The organism is Fictibacillus sp. 7GRE50, assembly GCF_015903875.1.
In the GTDB taxonomy this organism is placed as follows: Bacteria; Bacillota; Bacilli; order Bacillales; family Fictibacillaceae; genus Fictibacillus; species Fictibacillus phosphorivorans.
On the sequence record NZ_JACZDW010000001.1, the window covers coordinates 112,962 to 128,018 of the forward strand.

General features: G+C 39.5%; 13 protein-coding genes and 1 other annotated feature. Of the genes, 2 read left to right on the forward strand and 11 right to left on the reverse strand.

Features of this window, described 5'->3' with window-relative positions; genetic code table 11:
* Nucleotides 1-137: 137 nt before the first annotated feature.
* From IHV12_RS00530 to zapA, 7 genes are all read right to left on the reverse strand, one after another.
* Nucleotides 138-1,829, reverse strand: a complete 1,692-nt coding sequence (locus IHV12_RS00530; protein WP_197131469.1) for a long-chain-fatty-acid--CoA ligase — start codon at nt 1,827-1,829, stop codon at nt 138-140.
* 118 nt (nt 1,830-1,947) lie between these two features.
* Nucleotides 1,948-2,100: a hypothetical protein gene (locus IHV12_RS00535; RefSeq protein WP_197189548.1), complete on the reverse strand. Its 153-nt coding sequence runs from the start codon at nt 2,098-2,100 to the stop codon at nt 1,948-1,950.
* A gap of 291 nt (nt 2,101-2,391) precedes the next feature.
* On the reverse strand, nt 2,392-2,796 hold the full coding sequence (locus tag IHV12_RS00540; RefSeq protein ID WP_197189549.1) for a DUF350 domain-containing protein: 405 nt from the start codon (nt 2,794-2,796) through the stop codon (nt 2,392-2,394).
* Between the two features lie 43 nt (nt 2,797-2,839).
* Nucleotides 2,840-5,194, reverse strand: coding sequence for an endonuclease MutS2 (locus IHV12_RS00545; protein ID WP_197189550.1), 2,355 nt, complete (start codon nt 5,192-5,194; stop codon nt 2,840-2,842).
* Nucleotides 5,195-5,219: 25 nt separating this feature from the next.
* Nucleotides 5,220-6,938 carry a DNA polymerase/3'-5' exonuclease PolX gene (polX, locus tag IHV12_RS00550; RefSeq protein ID WP_231620603.1) on the reverse strand — a complete coding sequence of 573 codons (1,719 nt, stop codon included), beginning with the start codon at nt 6,936-6,938 and terminating at the stop codon, nt 5,220-5,222.
* Nucleotides 6,939-7,260: 322 nt separating this feature from the next.
* The gene (locus tag IHV12_RS00555; protein WP_197189551.1) at nt 7,261-7,797 is read right to left on the reverse strand and encodes a CvpA family protein; all 537 of its coding nucleotides are present in this window, start codon (nt 7,795-7,797) and stop codon (nt 7,261-7,263) included.
* A 1-nt stretch (nt 7,798) separates the two neighbouring features.
* Entirely contained in the window at nt 7,799-8,062 is a 264-nt protein-coding gene (gene zapA / locus IHV12_RS00560; RefSeq protein ID WP_144698705.1) for a cell division protein ZapA, read from the reverse strand.
* Between the two features lie 156 nt (nt 8,063-8,218).
* Here zapA and rnhC point away from each other — a divergent pair, with 156 nt between their 5' ends.
* Nucleotides 8,219-9,163, forward strand: a complete 945-nt coding sequence (gene rnhC / locus IHV12_RS00565) for a ribonuclease HIII (protein WP_197189552.1) — start codon at nt 8,219-8,221, stop codon at nt 9,161-9,163.
* 266 nt (nt 9,164-9,429) lie between these two features.
* Here the strand turns inward: rnhC and pheT are convergent, their stop codons facing one another.
* The 3 genes from pheT to IHV12_RS00580 form a co-directional block, all read right to left on the reverse strand.
* The gene (gene pheT / locus IHV12_RS00570; RefSeq protein ID WP_197189553.1) at nt 9,430-11,853 is read right to left on the reverse strand and encodes a phenylalanine--tRNA ligase subunit beta; all 2,424 of its coding nucleotides are present in this window, start codon (nt 11,851-11,853) and stop codon (nt 9,430-9,432) included.
* A gap of 18 nt (nt 11,854-11,871) precedes the next feature.
* Nucleotides 11,872-12,906, reverse strand: a complete 1,035-nt coding sequence (gene pheS / locus IHV12_RS00575) for a phenylalanine--tRNA ligase subunit alpha (RefSeq protein ID WP_197131483.1) — start codon at nt 12,904-12,906, stop codon at nt 11,872-11,874.
* 40 nt (nt 12,907-12,946) lie between these two features.
* Nucleotides 12,947-13,168 (reverse strand) — a binding site (T-box leader).
* Nucleotides 13,169-13,234: 66 nt separating this feature from the next.
* Nucleotides 13,235-14,002, reverse strand: coding sequence for a TrmH family RNA methyltransferase (locus IHV12_RS00580; RefSeq protein WP_197189554.1), 768 nt, complete (start codon nt 14,000-14,002; stop codon nt 13,235-13,237).
* A 105-nt stretch (nt 14,003-14,107) separates the two neighbouring features.
* Between IHV12_RS00580 and sspI the strand changes: the two genes are divergently transcribed.
* Nucleotides 14,108-14,314, forward strand: a complete 207-nt coding sequence (gene sspI, locus IHV12_RS00585) for a small acid-soluble spore protein SspI (RefSeq protein ID WP_066396708.1) — start codon at nt 14,108-14,110, stop codon at nt 14,312-14,314.
* 48 nt (nt 14,315-14,362) lie between these two features.
* On the opposite strand, the gene IHV12_RS00590 is transcribed toward sspI, so the two are convergent.
* Entirely contained in the window at nt 14,363-14,857 is a 495-nt protein-coding gene (locus IHV12_RS00590) for a dUTP diphosphatase (RefSeq protein ID WP_197131489.1), read from the reverse strand.
* Between the last annotated feature and the right edge of the window lie 200 nt (nt 14,858-15,057).

Below are 15,057 nucleotides of genomic sequence, written 5' to 3' on the forward strand. Positions count from 1 at the left end.
TAAAACAAATCTTTCTTTTCTGTCAATTTCATTATGTCATTTTTTATATACATTTTACAAGTCTAACTTAAATCTTACTTATTTCATTCCTTGTTTGGTGACACTTTTGCATAGAAAAAGCCGCCAGATGGCAGCTTTCACGAACTTTGCTTTGCTTTTTCACGTTCTTCTTCCAAAAGAACTCTTCTTAAGATCTTACCAACCATCGTCTTTGGCAGCTCTTGTCTAAACTCATAGAGCCTAGGCACTTTAAAGGATGCAAGATGTTCTCGGCAGAATTTATTTAACTCTTCTTCCGTACATTCTGCTCCTTCCTTTAACACAACAAAAGCTTTAACTGTTTCTCCTCTGTATGCATCAGGCACACCGACTACTACAGCTTCTTTTACTTTTTCGTGTTCATATAAAACTTCTTCTACTTCACGAGGATAAATATTAAATCCTCCTGCGATGATCAAGTCTTTTTTCCGATCCACGATATAAAAGTAACCTTTTTCATCCATATAACCCATATCTCCCGTAATCAACCAATCTTCTCTGAATACAGATGCGGTTTCTTCAGGTTGGTTCCAGTACCCTTTCATTACTTGAGGTCCTCTTACAGCTAACTCTCCAATCTCACCCGGCTCCGCCCATTCGCCTGTTTCAGCTGAGATGATTGCTGCTTCTGTGTTCGGCCAAGGCAATCCTATACTCCCTCTTACCTGATCGCCATAAATGAGGTTCGCATGTGTAACGGGTGAAGCCTCCGTAAGTCCATACCCTTCAACTAATGAACCTGAGATGACTTCCTGGAATTTTTGTTGCACTTCAAGCGGAAGAGCAGCCGATCCGCTTATACATGCTTGTATGGAGGAAAGATCGTATTTCTTCAGATCTGGATGGTTCAGAAGTGCGATGTACATAGTCGGAGCGCCAGGAAATAGTGTTGGTCGTTCCTTATGAATCGTCTTCAAAACTTGCACTGGATCAAACCTCGGCAGAATGATCATCTCTGCTCTCGTGATGATGCCAAGATTCATAACACAGGTCATCCCGTAAACATGGAAGAAAGGCAGAGCGCCGAGTATCTTTTCTTTACCTTCCCTATTTTTATACATCCATGTATTGCACTGCAACGCATTCGTGACTAGATTTTTGTGAGTCAGCATCACACCTTTTGCTGGCCCTGTAGTACCTCCAGTATATTGCAGCAGTGCGAGATCCTCATCAGGATCAACCTCTACTTGTGGCTTTACTGGTTGAGAGCGTTTCTGCAGATCTCGAAACGAATGAACTTCATGATTGTACGTAATATCAACGACTACTGTTGGATTCTGCCTCTTTTGAATAAATGGATAGATCAAATTTTTAGGGAAAGGCAGATAATCCTTCACAGATGTCATGATAATGTGTTCAATGTTCGTATCCCCACGAACGGCTGAAATCCTTCCAAACAAAAGATCTAATCCTACAATGACTTTTGCCCCGCTGTCCGATAATTGATGGCGTAGCTCCCTCTCTGTGTAAAGAGGATTCGTCTGCACAACAATTCCCCCTATAAAAAGGGTGCCATAATAGGCGATGACTGCCTGCGGGCAGTTAGGCAGCATGATGGCAACACGATCACCTTTTTTTACACCAAGCGTTGTTAGAGCATGCGCAAAGCGTAAACTGCATTCATGAAGCTCACCGAATGTTAATGTCTTTCCTAAAAAGTGTACAGCAGTTTTATCTGTTTTTTCTTCTGCTGCTGATTCTAAATACGCGAATAAAGGTTTGCTGTCGTAATCAAGATGTCCCGGAATCTCACTAGGGTAACTGTTGAGCCACCGTCTTTCCACTTGCATCTCCTCCTTTAATTCACGCCTTCCTTCAAAATTTCTATATCTTTATTCCTATTATATTGAAAACGTATACAATTTTATATACTTTTTTAAAAATTATAAATAATTCAATAATACGGTTCTAAAAACTGTTTTTGAGCATAAGGAAACTTAAAAGCTGTTTATTCAGATTCAATGATAGTCTTGGTAGTAATTGATTTCCGCTCCAGGTTGCTCGCTTTCCGCGGGGCAGGCGGTGAGCCACATTCGTACGTTTCACGTATAAGTGTCTCACCTGCCCACCTGTCCCGCAGGAGTCGGCAACCTTGCGCTCCAATCAACCTGCACAGAAGAAATCAGAAACAATTAAAGTAACATCTTTTAAGTAATACTAAGTAAAACAATCATTAAAGATTAATAACAATTACAGAACAGTCTTAAGGAAAACAAAAAACCAGTTCTCCGAATCGAGAACTGGTTTTGAGACTTACGCAAAGAAGAATAAGTAGATAAGTCCTGCCGCAATGAATACTCCGCTTAACACAAACAACACTTTAAATAATGTTTCCATATCTTTTCCCTTCAGCTATTCGATTCCTTCACCGATTACAAATGATAAACCAATTGAGATGATCATCGAAATGAAACCAACTGCTCGGTTATCGTTCTCAATCTCTTTATCGATTTGAAACTTTGGGGTTAAGAATTCAAAAATAAAATAACCGATCAAGAGCAGAATGAACCCATAGGCACTCCACGTTATCATCATAAGTATGGAATCATTTTGAGCGATCGAGTAACGAAAGATGTTCGCGATACCGAAAATCTTGCCCCCTGTTGCCATAGCAACGGAAAAGTTTCCTTTTTTGATCTCGACCCAGTTTTTATAACGCGTAACCAGTTCAAACACAGCCAAAAAAACGACTAAACATAGCACGACAACGCTATAGTTTGCTGCTGTTCTAATAAAAGCGTTACTCATAAAATCCATTCAACAATACCCCTTTGTAAACGGCTTGGTTTAATTCACTATACTATTTCAATACAGCGACTGTTACTCCGCCGCCTTCACCAGCTGCACCCATACGAGTGGATTTAACATTACGATGCGTTTTCAACAGCTCTTGAACACCTTTTCTAAGTGCACCTGTTCCTTTACCATGTATGATATATACTTGGTTAAAACCAGCTAGAAGTGCTTCATCTAGATATCGATCCACCTCTAGCATCGCATCTTCATACCTTTTTCCTCTTAGGTCTAGCTCAGGACGAGAAGAATCAGAGTTTCCTGATACTTTTACGAATGAACGCGGTTCAGATTTCGGTTTACTTTGTTTTACCCACTCTAAATCTTTTTCAGATACATTCATCTTTAGAATTCCAATCTGAACTTGGTATTCGTTGTTGCTTACTTTTTCAACAATATGTCCTTTTTGACCTACTGTAAGTACTCTTACCTCGTCACCTGGAACATACTCTTCCTTTGTAGATACTGCTTTTTGCTTCTTGTTTTTTGCTTTTGATTTCGGGACAGCTTCTTCTAATCTCTTTTTTGCTTCGATCAGTTTATGTTCTTTAATCTGTCCTCCAGATTTTTGAAGTTCACGAATCTCATGGATGATCTCTTCTGCCGTTTCACGTGCTTTTTCAATTGCTTGTTCCGCTTCCTGCTTCGCTTTTTCATACAATCGATCTTTTTCATTCTGAAACAGTTCGAGTTCTCTTTCCAGATCACCCTTAATAGACTCTGCTTCTTTTCTTTTGTTCTCTGCTTCTTCCATCTCTTTTTCTGCGTTTTTACGATTATCTTCTAGAGACTTTATCATATTATCAATCTTGTTCTCATCTTCACTGATCTGAGAACGAGCTGAATCAATGATATCTTGACGGAGTCCGAGTCTTTTAGAGATCTCAAACGCATTGCTTCGGCCTGGCACTCCCACTAATAATCGATATGTAGGTCTTAACGTCTGCACATCAAATTCTACAGATGCGTTCATAACACCAGGTCGGTTGTATGCATATGCTTTTAACTCACTATAATGGGTTGTAGCTACGACACGTGCTCCCCGCGCAAAAACGAAGTCTAGAATCGAAATAGCAAGGGCAGCCCCTTCTTGAGGATCAGTTCCTGCTCCCAGTTCATCAAAGAGAACGAGTGATTCGAAATCGATCTTGTTTAAGATGTCTACGATGTTAACCATATGTGAAGAGAATGTACTCAATGATTGTTCAATAGACTGTTCATCACCAATGTCAGCATAGATATTCTTAAAGACAGCCATTTCTGATTCTTCTCCAGCAGGTATCTGCAGGCCACATTGTGCCATAAGAGTAAGCAGTCCGATCGTTTTTAGGGTAACTGTTTTACCACCTGTATTCGGACCTGTTATAACGAGTGATTGATACTCACCACCTAACATCACACTCGTTGGAACAACCGTTTCTTGATCGAGCAGAGGATGCCTGCCGCTATTCAGTGATATAAATCCTTTGTCATTCATAATCGGACGCGTACATTTTAGCTCATTGGCAAACCTAGCTTTTGCTAGAATAAAATCCATCTCTGCTAAAATATCTACGTTCAACAGAATATCATCAGCATGTTCTGCTACTCCAGCAGTTAGTTCTCTTAAAATCTTCTCGATCTCACGAGCCTCTTTCGCTTTAGCTTCTTTCACTTGATTGTTAACTGTCATAACAGATTGAGGTTCAATGAACAAAGTTGCTCCACTCGCTGATTGATCATGGACCATTCCGCCAAAATTACCTCTGTACTCTTGTTTAACAGGAATAACGAATCGGTCGTTACGAATCGTGATAATCGAGTCAGACAACATTTTTTGATAACTGGATGATCTAACGATTGATTCCAGTTTTTCTCTTACGCGTGTTTCATACGTACGCAACTGCTGACGAATCGCACGAAGTTCAGGGCTAGCGCTATCCATCATATGTCCGTTGTCATCGATACAGCTTTTAATTTCTTGTTCTAGCTCATGAAGAGGAATGATGTTTTCTGCTGCATTCTTAAGAATACGCAGTTCAATTCCATCCTCAACCAAGCCTTCGATAAACCGCTTAAAGCGTCTACCACCATAAAGAGTTGAAGCGATGTCCATTAAATCTTCTTCGTTTAGGAGACTGCCAATCTTTGATCGCTTAACATTTGATGAAACATCAAAGATCCCGCCGAATGGAACTTGTCCTTTTAATCGGAGAACTTTTACCCCTTCATCTGTAGCATCTTGAGCTTCGTTTACATCTTCAAGAGCTGTAAACGGCATTAAAGAATCTATTTTATTTAGTCCAAGTGAGCAGCTTGCATGCTTTTTTAGACGGTCTATCACTTTTCTTAGTTCTAAAACACGTAGCATTTTTTCTTGCATATATTCTTCCCCCTGATCATAGGATCTAGAGCTTTCTACGGTTTAAATAGGTTTCGAGTTCTTTTAAAGTCATTGTGTTTAACACATTGCTTTTTTGAATGTAACCTTTTCGGGCAACCGCTGCTCCAATCTCCATATGTTTCATCGTGTCTTTATAATGTGCATCTGTATTAATCGCTATCTTAACCCCAAGATCCTGAGCTTTCCTTAACCAGTGTGGAGCAAGATCAAGACGATTCGGATTCGCATTCAACTCAACAGCGGTACCTGTTTCATAAGCAAGCTGCAGCAGTGTTTCAACATCCACGTCATAACCTTCTCTGCGTCCGATCAAACGCCCTGTTGGGTGGGCGATCAGATCAACTTTCTTATGTGTTAACGCTGTCTTTAAACGATCCATGATTTTGCTTTGATCTTGAGAAAACGCAGAATGGATGCTTGCAATAACAAAATCCATTTCCTCTAACAATTCATCATCATAATCAAGTGTACCATCTGGGAGAATATCCATCTCGATTCCAGCGAGTATCTTAAAATCTGTATACTTTTTATTTAACTTATTAATCTCTTGCCTTTGCATACGTACTCTCTCTGGAGTTAGACCGTTCGCTACTCTTAAATATTGAGAATGATCCGTAATCGCCATATATTCATAGCCTTTACTTCGTGCTTCTTCAGCCATTTCTTCGATCGAGAACGCCCCATCGCTCCAAGTAGAATGCAGATGAAGATCGCCTTTTATATCAGACAACTGAATAAGGTCATGACCATCCTTAAATAGCTCTATTTCTTCACCAGTCTCTCTCGCTTCAGGCGGAATCCAACTTAACGAGAAATGAGCATAGAAATCCTGTTCCGTTTCAAACGTAAGAATTTCACCTGTCTCTACATTTTCTACACCATATTCACTGATCTTTTCACCTCTTGCTTTTGCGAGCTGACGCATTTTAACGTTATGCTCCATCGAGCCTGTAAAATGATGCAGTGTAGTAGCAAACTGAGAGGGCTGGACAATACGAAAGTCTACGGATACAGAAAGCTTTTCATCTAGTACGAGGGAAACCTTCGTATCTCCGCTCGCAATCACATCGATAACCCCATCAAGTTTCAATAGTTGCTCTTTTACTTCATTAGGATGTTCACTTGAAATAATAAAATCCAAGTCTTTGATCGTTTCACGGTATCGTCTTAGACTTCCTGCTCTAGAGTATTTCTCAATACTTTTCATTCTTTTTAACTGAGATTCTATTTTCTCTGCGATTGGCAGCATATAGGCAATAGGAAGCCTCTCTGGTCTTTTCCCAAGATCTTTTAAGGATGCTAAGATCTTCTCTTCCGTTTTAGCGCCGAACCCTGCCAATTCTCTTACTTTACCATTTTCACATGCTTCTTTTAGAGATTCAATATTCGTTACACCTAACTCGGAATAAAGTTTAGCAATTTTCTTACCTCCGAGATTTGGAACTTGCAGCAGTGTAATCAATTCAGACGGAACTTTATCCTGTAGTTCACCTAAAAGATCCGACTCACCCTTATCAATCATTTCAATAATTACAGCAGCTGTACCTTTGCCGATTCCTTTTAGTTTTGAGACATCCCCGATCTCTTCCATCGTTCGCTCATCACTCTCAAGAGCGTTCGCTGCTTTACGATATGCAGAAACTTTAAACGAGTTCTCTCCTAAGATCTCAAGGTACAAAGCAATCTGTTCAAGTGCACGTACTACCTCTTTTTTATTTACCATAATGAGCTCTCCTCTATAATAATTGTAGGCTAGAAAAACAAAGGTTGTTTTTGATTTCTTTTATGAAAGTGTGCAAATTCACCTTCCAAAAAAGGATTTCTTTGTGTTGTTTTTTTACCTTCTTTGACAAGTTGATTGGAGCAGAAGGATGCGAGACTCTAGGCTAGGACAAGCGGTCAGGTGAGACCCTTAACGGCGCAAAGCGGCAAGGGGCTCACCGCCTGCCCCGCGGAAAGCATGCAACCTGAAGCGGAAAACAACTACTTTCAAGATCAACTTAGTATAAACAACAAAGAAAAAAACTTCTCCGCTTTGGGAGAAGTTATGCCATATGTTTCATCCACATTTCCTTTACGGACTCAGAAAATACGGGGGTGTTTTTGACCATTCCCTGTGCGATCCATGAATTTTCATAATGAGCTTGAAATGCCTCAATTGGAACTAATGTCGCGATATACAATAAAATAAACACGATCAAATAGACTTCTACAAAACCTAATAAACCACCGAGCCATCTGTTGAACGTGTGAAGGATCGGTAAGTTTGCAAGAAAATCGAGCATAGACCCTAAAATCTGTAGGATAATCTTGGTTGCGAAGAACAGAATCGCAAAGGCAATTGCATTATAATAAGCTTGTTCAAGTGATATGCTGTTCATTAAAAAGGAAACAGAACTATCATTTGAAGAAGGGTATGGAATCCACAACTCTAGCTTTGGCGCAAGTTCATCATAATACAGATAAGCAACGATATACGCTGCTATGAATCCGATCAAATGAACAAGCTGCATGATGAAGCCTCTTTTTAAACCGATTAAAAATCCACCTGCTAATACGATAATTAAAATTAAATCCAACATACTAACTTTCCTCTTTTCCAATTCGCTGTTGCAATTTTTTCAGCTCTTCTTTAATCTTTAAATATTCGTTCATTGTATTTACTGCTGTAAGTACAGCTAGTTGTTTCGTGTCGAGAAACCGGTTATGAGATTGAATCTCTCTCATTTTCAAGTCTACTTTATCAGCTACTAAATGAATGTGGCTGGAGGATTCGGTCCCTGCAATTACATATCGTTGTCCATAGATTTCGACCGTCGTACGGTTTTTCTTTTTCTCTTCCGCCACAAAATAACCTCCTTAACATACAAAGGATCATTCATTTAATGAATACTCTAATCTTTATCTTATCAAATATCGTTCATAGTTGAAAATATTTCTGTTCTATTGTAGTGTTTTTTTGATATATTTGGAAATCTCTTCATTTTTAGGAGGATCACTATTATGTCTCACGTTGTTAAAAAAATGACAAATGCAGAAATACTTAAGATGAAAAAAGAACTCACTTCCGTTCTATCAGCTAAAACGCCACCCGGAGCTGTTTTTTCTGCAAAACTCTCAGATTGCACAGTTACAGCTTACCAATCAGGCAAAGTCCTGTTCCAAGGAAAGGGAGCAGAAGCTGCTTCTCAAAAATATTCGGGTGAAGTTGCTATTCCAAAAGAGAAAACCAAAACAGTTAAACCGCCTCATCAGTATGCCCCACCACAGAACGCTGCAGAATTGTCGATGATCGGAAGTGACGAAGTTGGAACAGGAGATTATTTTGGTCCGATGACTGTTGCTGCGGCTTATGTTTCTCGGGAAAATCTAGAACTTGTAAAAGAACTCGGGGTGAAAGATTCTAAGCACTTAAATGACAAACAGATCATTCAGATTGCAAAGGAACTGATTCATACCGTTCCATACTCACTTCTCGTACTGAATAATGAAAAGTATAACGAACTTCAGCAAAAAGGTATGACTCAAGGTAAGATTAAGGCTATCCTTCATAACCGAGCTCTGCAAAATGTAAAAGCAAAAATTGAAGGTGAAGAGATCGAAGGTATATTAGTCGATCAGTTTTGTGAACCTGGTGTTTACTTTAACTACTTAACAAGAGAGAAGAATCTCTTAAAAGAAGGTCTTTATTTTGCCACAAAAGGCGAATCGATTCATCTTTCTGTTGCTGCTGCTTCAATCTTGGCCAGGTATAGCTTTTTAAAGGAAATGGATAAGTTAGGGCACCGATTTAATACCGTTATTCCAAAAGGGGCAGGTCCTCACGTGGATGTGAAGGCGGCTGAGCTGGTAGAAAAATATGGAGAGACTGTTTTTGATACGGCAACAAAGAAGCATTTTGCAAATACACAAAAAGCGCTAAATTTATTACGTAAAAAGAAGATTTAAGGAGCGGAGAGGATGAATTCATAAGGAATCATCCTCTTTTTCGCAGAACGAGCATCCGCTATTGGTTACTAAAAAGTTATAATCACATAAAAAATGCGGTTCATCACATAAAAAATGAAGTCCATCACATAAAAATGATCCCTTTTCACATAAAAGTGTCCAGTTCGCATTGACACCATTTTCAAGAACAGCAAAATATGCAAAAACAGCCTAATAATAAAGACAAAAAAACTGGCCATCTCTCGATGAACCAGCTTCTTCAACAATTATTTTCTTAGCTGAGCTCCGAAGCGTTCTTCTAAGCTCTTTAATACGCGGTTATGCGCCGTTACTACTTCTTCATCCGTTAACGTTCGTTCTGGATCAAAATATTTCAGTGAGAATGCAAGTGATTTCTTGCCTTCTTCCATCTTTTCTCCTTCATACAGATCAAAAAGATTCACTTCTTTTAATAGCTCTCCACCTGCAGCTTGAATCACAGTAGTCAGGTCTCCTGCTGGAAGTTGTTGATCTACAACAAGAGCGATATCTCGTGTAATAGATGGATAACGCGGCAATGTTTGATAAACCATCTGATCTGTTTCTTTGTCTAAAAGACTTGTTGCGTTCAACTCGAACACGTACGTATCTTTTACATCCAACTCTTTTTGAAGAGCTGGGTGAAGTTGACCTACAAACCCTACAGAAATACCATCGAGTTTCACGATCGCCGTTCTTCCTGGATGCATGTTTTCTATTTCTCCAGCTTCATACGTGATTCGTTCAGATAGGTTCAATTCACCCATGAGACCTTCTAGAATTCCTTTTAACACATAAAAATCAACAGTCTTTCTCTCTCCTTGCCATAGATGCTCGTTAAATACACCTGTAACAGCGCCTGAAACGAATACATACTCTTCTGGAAGATCCGTTAATACCTCTTGGCGATTGATGAAGACAGATCCCATCTCATAAATAGCGAGATCTTCCATCGAGCGATTTCTGTTGTATTGAAGCACTTCAAGAAGCTGCGGCAATAAGCTCATTCTTAACGTACTGCGTTCTTCACTCATCGGATGTGCAACAGAGATCGGATATACCTTCTCATCACTAAACGAAAAATGAGTAGACTTTGCCGGAGTAGTCAATGCGTAAGTTACAGCTTGATATAGTCCAGCTCCTTCTAGATACGTTCTGATATTACGGCGTTGTGCCTGATTCTTCGTTAGTCCACCAGGACGCGCTTCTGATAAAAGATACGTAGTTGGGATGCGATCATATCCATAGATACGTCCTACTTCCTCAATTAAGTCCGCTTCAATCGTTATGTCTGGTCTTCGTGAAGGAACGTTTACTTCGAACTTTCCGTCCGACTCTTTATATGCAAAACCTAAACGATTAAAGATCGATGCTGTCTGTTCTGATGTGATCTCTGTCCCTAAAAGATTATTCATTCTAGAAACATCCATCTTCACGCTGTAAGAGTTGACTTCACGCTTACCTGCTTCAACGATTCCTTCAGCAACTTGACCACCAGCAAGATCTGCCATAAGGCTAGCCGCTCTCATTGCAGCAGCGTATACTCGGTTACGATCGATGCCTTTTTCATATCTCGAACTTGCTTCACTGCGTAAACCAAGGTCTTTAGAAGCTGCTCTTACACGACCTGAAGTGAAATAAGCTGCTTCTAAAAGTACGTTTGTTGTGTCAGATTGAACTTCACTCGTAGCCCCGCCCATAACACCTGCTACTGCAATTGGATCTTTACCATTTGTGATTACTAGATGAGATTCTTTAAGCTTACGATCTTGATCGTCAAGCGTTTGAATGTGTTCACCTTCTGCTGCACGACGGATCACAATCTCTTTTGAACCTAATCGGTTATAGTCAAATGCGTGTAGTGGCTGACCATACTCAAGAAGTACGTAGTTTGTGATATCAACAATGTTATTGATCGGACGAATGCCAGATGCCATCAGTCGATTCTGCATCCAAAGCGGAGAAGGACCAATTTTAACATCACGGATGATCATCGCTCCGTAATATGGATTGTCTTCAAGCGACTCGATATGAACAGAAATAAAATCCTCTGCTTTTTCTTCTGTCGTAGTGATCGATGTGTTTGGAAGTTTCACTTCTTGTTCTAAAATCGCAGCTACTTCATTAGCTACACCGATCACGTTCAGACAGTCAGCACGGTTTGGTGTCAGTCCAAGTTCCAACACATGGTCATTGAGATTTAAGTATTCTAAAGCATCGCTTCCTGGCTCTGCATCAGATGGCATCACAAAGATTCCTGTTGAATATTCTTTTGGTACTAATTTTGTATCTACACCTAACTCTGTAAGTGAACAAATCATTCCGTGAGATTCTTCACCGCGAAGTTTTGCTTTTTTTATTTTAAAGTTACCCGGAAGCACGGCACCAGGTACAGCAACAGCAACCTTTTGCCCTTGAGCTACGTTTGGTGCACCGCAAACGATCTGTGAGACTTCTCCTTGACCCACATCTACTTTACAAACTCTCAGCTTGTCAGCGTTAGGGTGCTGGATGCATTCTTCAACATATCCAACAACTACTCCACTGATTCCTTTGTTTAGTGACTCGACCATCTCGACTTCAATACCGCTTTTTGTTATCTTATCTGCGAGTTCAGACGGTGAGATTTCTACGTTTACATATTCTTTTAGCCAGTTATAAGAGATTAGCATATAATTCCCCTCCTCAAGTTATGCATTTTTGAATTGTTTTAAAAACCGGATATCGTTCGCATAGAAATGACGAATATCATCAATTCCATATTTGAGCATCGCGATACGCTCAGGTCCCATACCAAATGCAAAACCTGTGTATTTCTTTGAATCGAACCCTGCCATCTCAAGCACGTTCGGATGAACCATTCCTGCTCCTAATATCTCAATCCAACCTGTTTGTTTACAGATCGAACAGCCTTTTCCGCTGCACTTAAAGCAAGAGATATCCATTTCGACAGATGGTTCTGTAAAAGGGAAGAAACTTGGACGAAGACGAATTTTACGATCTTCACCAAACATTTTTTTAGCGAACGTTTCAAGCACACCTTTTAAGTCACTTAAACGAACATTTTGGTCAACAACTAGCCCTTCGATCTGCATGAACTGATGCGAGTGTGTAGCATCATCATTATCTCTTCTGTAAACCTTACCAGGAGAAATGATTTTCACAGGGCCTTCTCCTTCATGTTTTTCCATCGTACGTGCTTGAACAGGTGAAGTTTGTGTACGAAGAAGGATATCTTCTGTAATAAAGAAAGAGTCCTGCATATCACGCGCAGGGTGTCCTTTTGGCAAGTTTAACGCTTCAAAATTGTAATAATCTGTTTCTACTTCAGGACCTTCAGCGATTGTAAAGCCCATGCTCAAGAAAAGATCTTCAATCTCCGTAACAACAGCTGTTAAAGGATGGGGATTTCCTTTCTTTACAGGTCTTCCTGGTAATGAAACATCAATCGTTTCTTTTGAAAGCTTTTCAGCAATTGCTGCATTTTCAAGCTCTGCCTGTTTTTTATCTAATTCCTGCTGGATGCTGTCACGAACTTCGTTAGCATAAGCACCAACAACAGGTCTTTCTTCAGCAGACAATTTCCCCATCCCTTTTAATACTTCAGTAATGGGTCCTTTCTTTCCTAAATAAGCTACCTTAACAGCTTGCAGATCTTTTAGATCCTGGGCTTCTTTGATCTGGCCGATCGCTTCTACTTTTAGAGCTTCTAAACGGTCTTTCACCGTGCAACCCCTCCTTAAAAATATAAAAACTCCTCATCCAATAAGGGACGAGGAGTTCGCGGTACCACCCAATTTAACAATGAAAAATACACTGTTCACTTCATTTTAATAACGGCTCTTCACCGGTCAGCCCTACTTAACGTTTCAGGTGACAACTCAGGAGTGAATTCAATAACACCTACCAAAGAAATGCTCACAGTCCAGGACATTTCCTCCCTTTTTGGCGGAATCATTATCTACTTTTCTCCATCTTCGTTTTTGACACTATTCCATTCATCTTTTTCATTATATATGAAAAAATTCTATAATTGCAACGCTATGTCACAAATTACGTGCGATTTCGCTGCAATTCATACAAAAGGATACCTGTTGCTACAGAAACGTTCAGAGACTCAGCACTGCCGAAGATCGGGATCTTCACATTCAATGTTGATTCCTGCTGAAGGATCTCCTGCACACCTGCTCCTTCATTGCCCATGATTAAGGCAAAGCCATCCACTTCAGCCATTTCTCGCATATCTACAGCGTTTTGAAGGGAAGTAGATAATACCGGTAAATCATGTTCCTTACATTGCTCAATTATCTCCAGAAGGTTCGCTTTCACGATTGGTAGATGAAACAACGATCCTTGCGTTGATCGAACGGTTTTACCATTATAAAGATCCGCTGTACCTTCACCTAAGAATACACCATCGAGGCCCGCGCTATCAGCTGTTCGAATAATCGTACCAAGATTTCCAGGGTCTTGAACACCGTCGATTAAAAGGTAGCGTCCTCCGTTTTTAATGAGTTCTTCAGATTGATCCATCATTTCACAAACGGCAATGATCCCTTGAGGTTTTTCCGTTTCAGAAAGCTGTTTCATTAATTTCGCCGGAACAGACCATAGGCTGAATTTTTCCTTTAACCACGTCTCGTTGATTTCAAAATTTTCTTCAACGATCACATGTTGAAGTTTTGCACCAGACGCGATTGCTTCTTCTATAAGATGTGGACCTTCAAGTAAAAAGGTCCCGGATTTTTCACGTTCTTTTTTGGTATGAAGTTTTTTCCATTGCTTCAAGGAAGCGTTGGATTCTGATTCAATGTGCTTCATTTTCAAGTGTTCTCCTTTAAATCATAAATATTTTACTTTTTTCTCATAAAACATGCTCAAATCGTACACAATAAAAAAAGAAAAAATTAATAGAGGTGCATATCCATGAATCTAGACTTAAGAAAAGCTGTATTGCATAATGTCACTGGCAATAATAAAGAGCAGTTACAAGATACGATCGTAGATGCTATCGAGAGTGGAGAAGAAAAAATGCTTCCTGGTCTTGGTGTTCTTTTTGAAGTAATCTGGAAAAATTCAGATCAGCAAAAGAAGGAAGAAATTTTAAACACCCTTTCAGACGGCTTGAAGTAAAACCCGGATTCCCGGGTTTTTTATTTTTGTTTAATGTTAATTATTTTATTAATAGCCAGTATCTTGACGTTCATGATTTACTCTATTCTTTGCAAAGTAAGCTTCTTCGATCTCTTCAAAAGAAAAGCCGAGCTTCACACCGAGCCCTAAAAATGTGTCAAAAAACGATTGGAATTCTTCGTTTAATAAAGATTTAGACCCCGATTGATATAGAGTTAAAAATAAAGTATTGATATCTATCTTGTCCATTTTCTCGCCAAGATCAACCTCAGTGGTTATCTCTACCTCTTTAAAGCCCAAATCTAATCCTATTGATAAGACAAAATGTAGTCCGTCTACATATTCTTCTAAAATTACTTCTTTTTCAGAAGCAGGACGTTTACTCCAATATTTAAAGCATCTTGTTTCATTCGCTAGTTCACCTAGCTCAACAAGAAATGCTAATCTTCTTTGTTCAAATAATGATGAGTTATCAAGTTTATGTTCTTTTACTATGCGCATATTTAATTCGTTCTGCATCGAAAAGAGTTCTTTAATTTTCATGGTCCATCCCTGCCTTTCATACCTAAGCTATTATAACGTTAACTAGCCCTACATTCGAGGGTGAATTTTTAGTTGTTCTTAATACAAAGGATTCCAGATTGAGAAAGGCCTGTTAATATTGTTGCTTTGATTTTATTAAATAACTTCATTTGCAAGTTGGTTGGAGCGGAAGGTGCGTGCCAACTACTTGAGATACTTCT

Coding starts and splice junctions, on each gene's coding strand:
- IHV12_RS00590 (WP_197131489.1), bottom strand. CDS start 14,857: ATGAAAATTAAAGAACTCTTTTCGATGCAGAACGAATTAAATATGCGC.
- rnhC (WP_197189552.1), top strand. CDS start 8,219: ATGTCTCACGTTGTTAAAAAAATGACAAATGCAGAAATACTTAAGATG.
- IHV12_RS00555 (WP_197189551.1), bottom strand. CDS start 7,797: ATGTTGGATTTAATTTTAATTATCGTATTAGCAGGTGGATTTTTAATC.
- IHV12_RS00540 (WP_197189549.1), bottom strand. CDS start 2,796: ATGGATTTTATGAGTAACGCTTTTATTAGAACAGCAGCAAACTATAGC.
- IHV12_RS00530 (WP_197131469.1), bottom strand. CDS start 1,829: ATGCAAGTGGAAAGACGGTGGCTCAACAGTTACCCTAGTGAGATTCCG.
- pheT (WP_197189553.1), bottom strand. CDS start 11,853: ATGCTAATCTCTTATAACTGGCTAAAAGAATATGTAAACGTAGAAATC.
- sspI (WP_066396708.1), top strand. CDS start 14,108: ATGAATCTAGACTTAAGAAAAGCTGTATTGCATAATGTCACTGGCAAT.
- IHV12_RS00545 (WP_197189550.1), bottom strand. CDS start 5,194: ATGCAAGAAAAAATGCTACGTGTTTTAGAACTAAGAAAAGTGATAGAC.
- IHV12_RS00580 (WP_197189554.1), bottom strand. CDS start 14,002: ATGAAGCACATTGAATCAGAATCCAACGCTTCCTTGAAGCAATGGAAA.
- polX (WP_231620603.1), bottom strand. CDS start 6,938: ATGGTAAATAAAAAAGAGGTAGTACGTGCACTTGAACAGATTGCTTTG.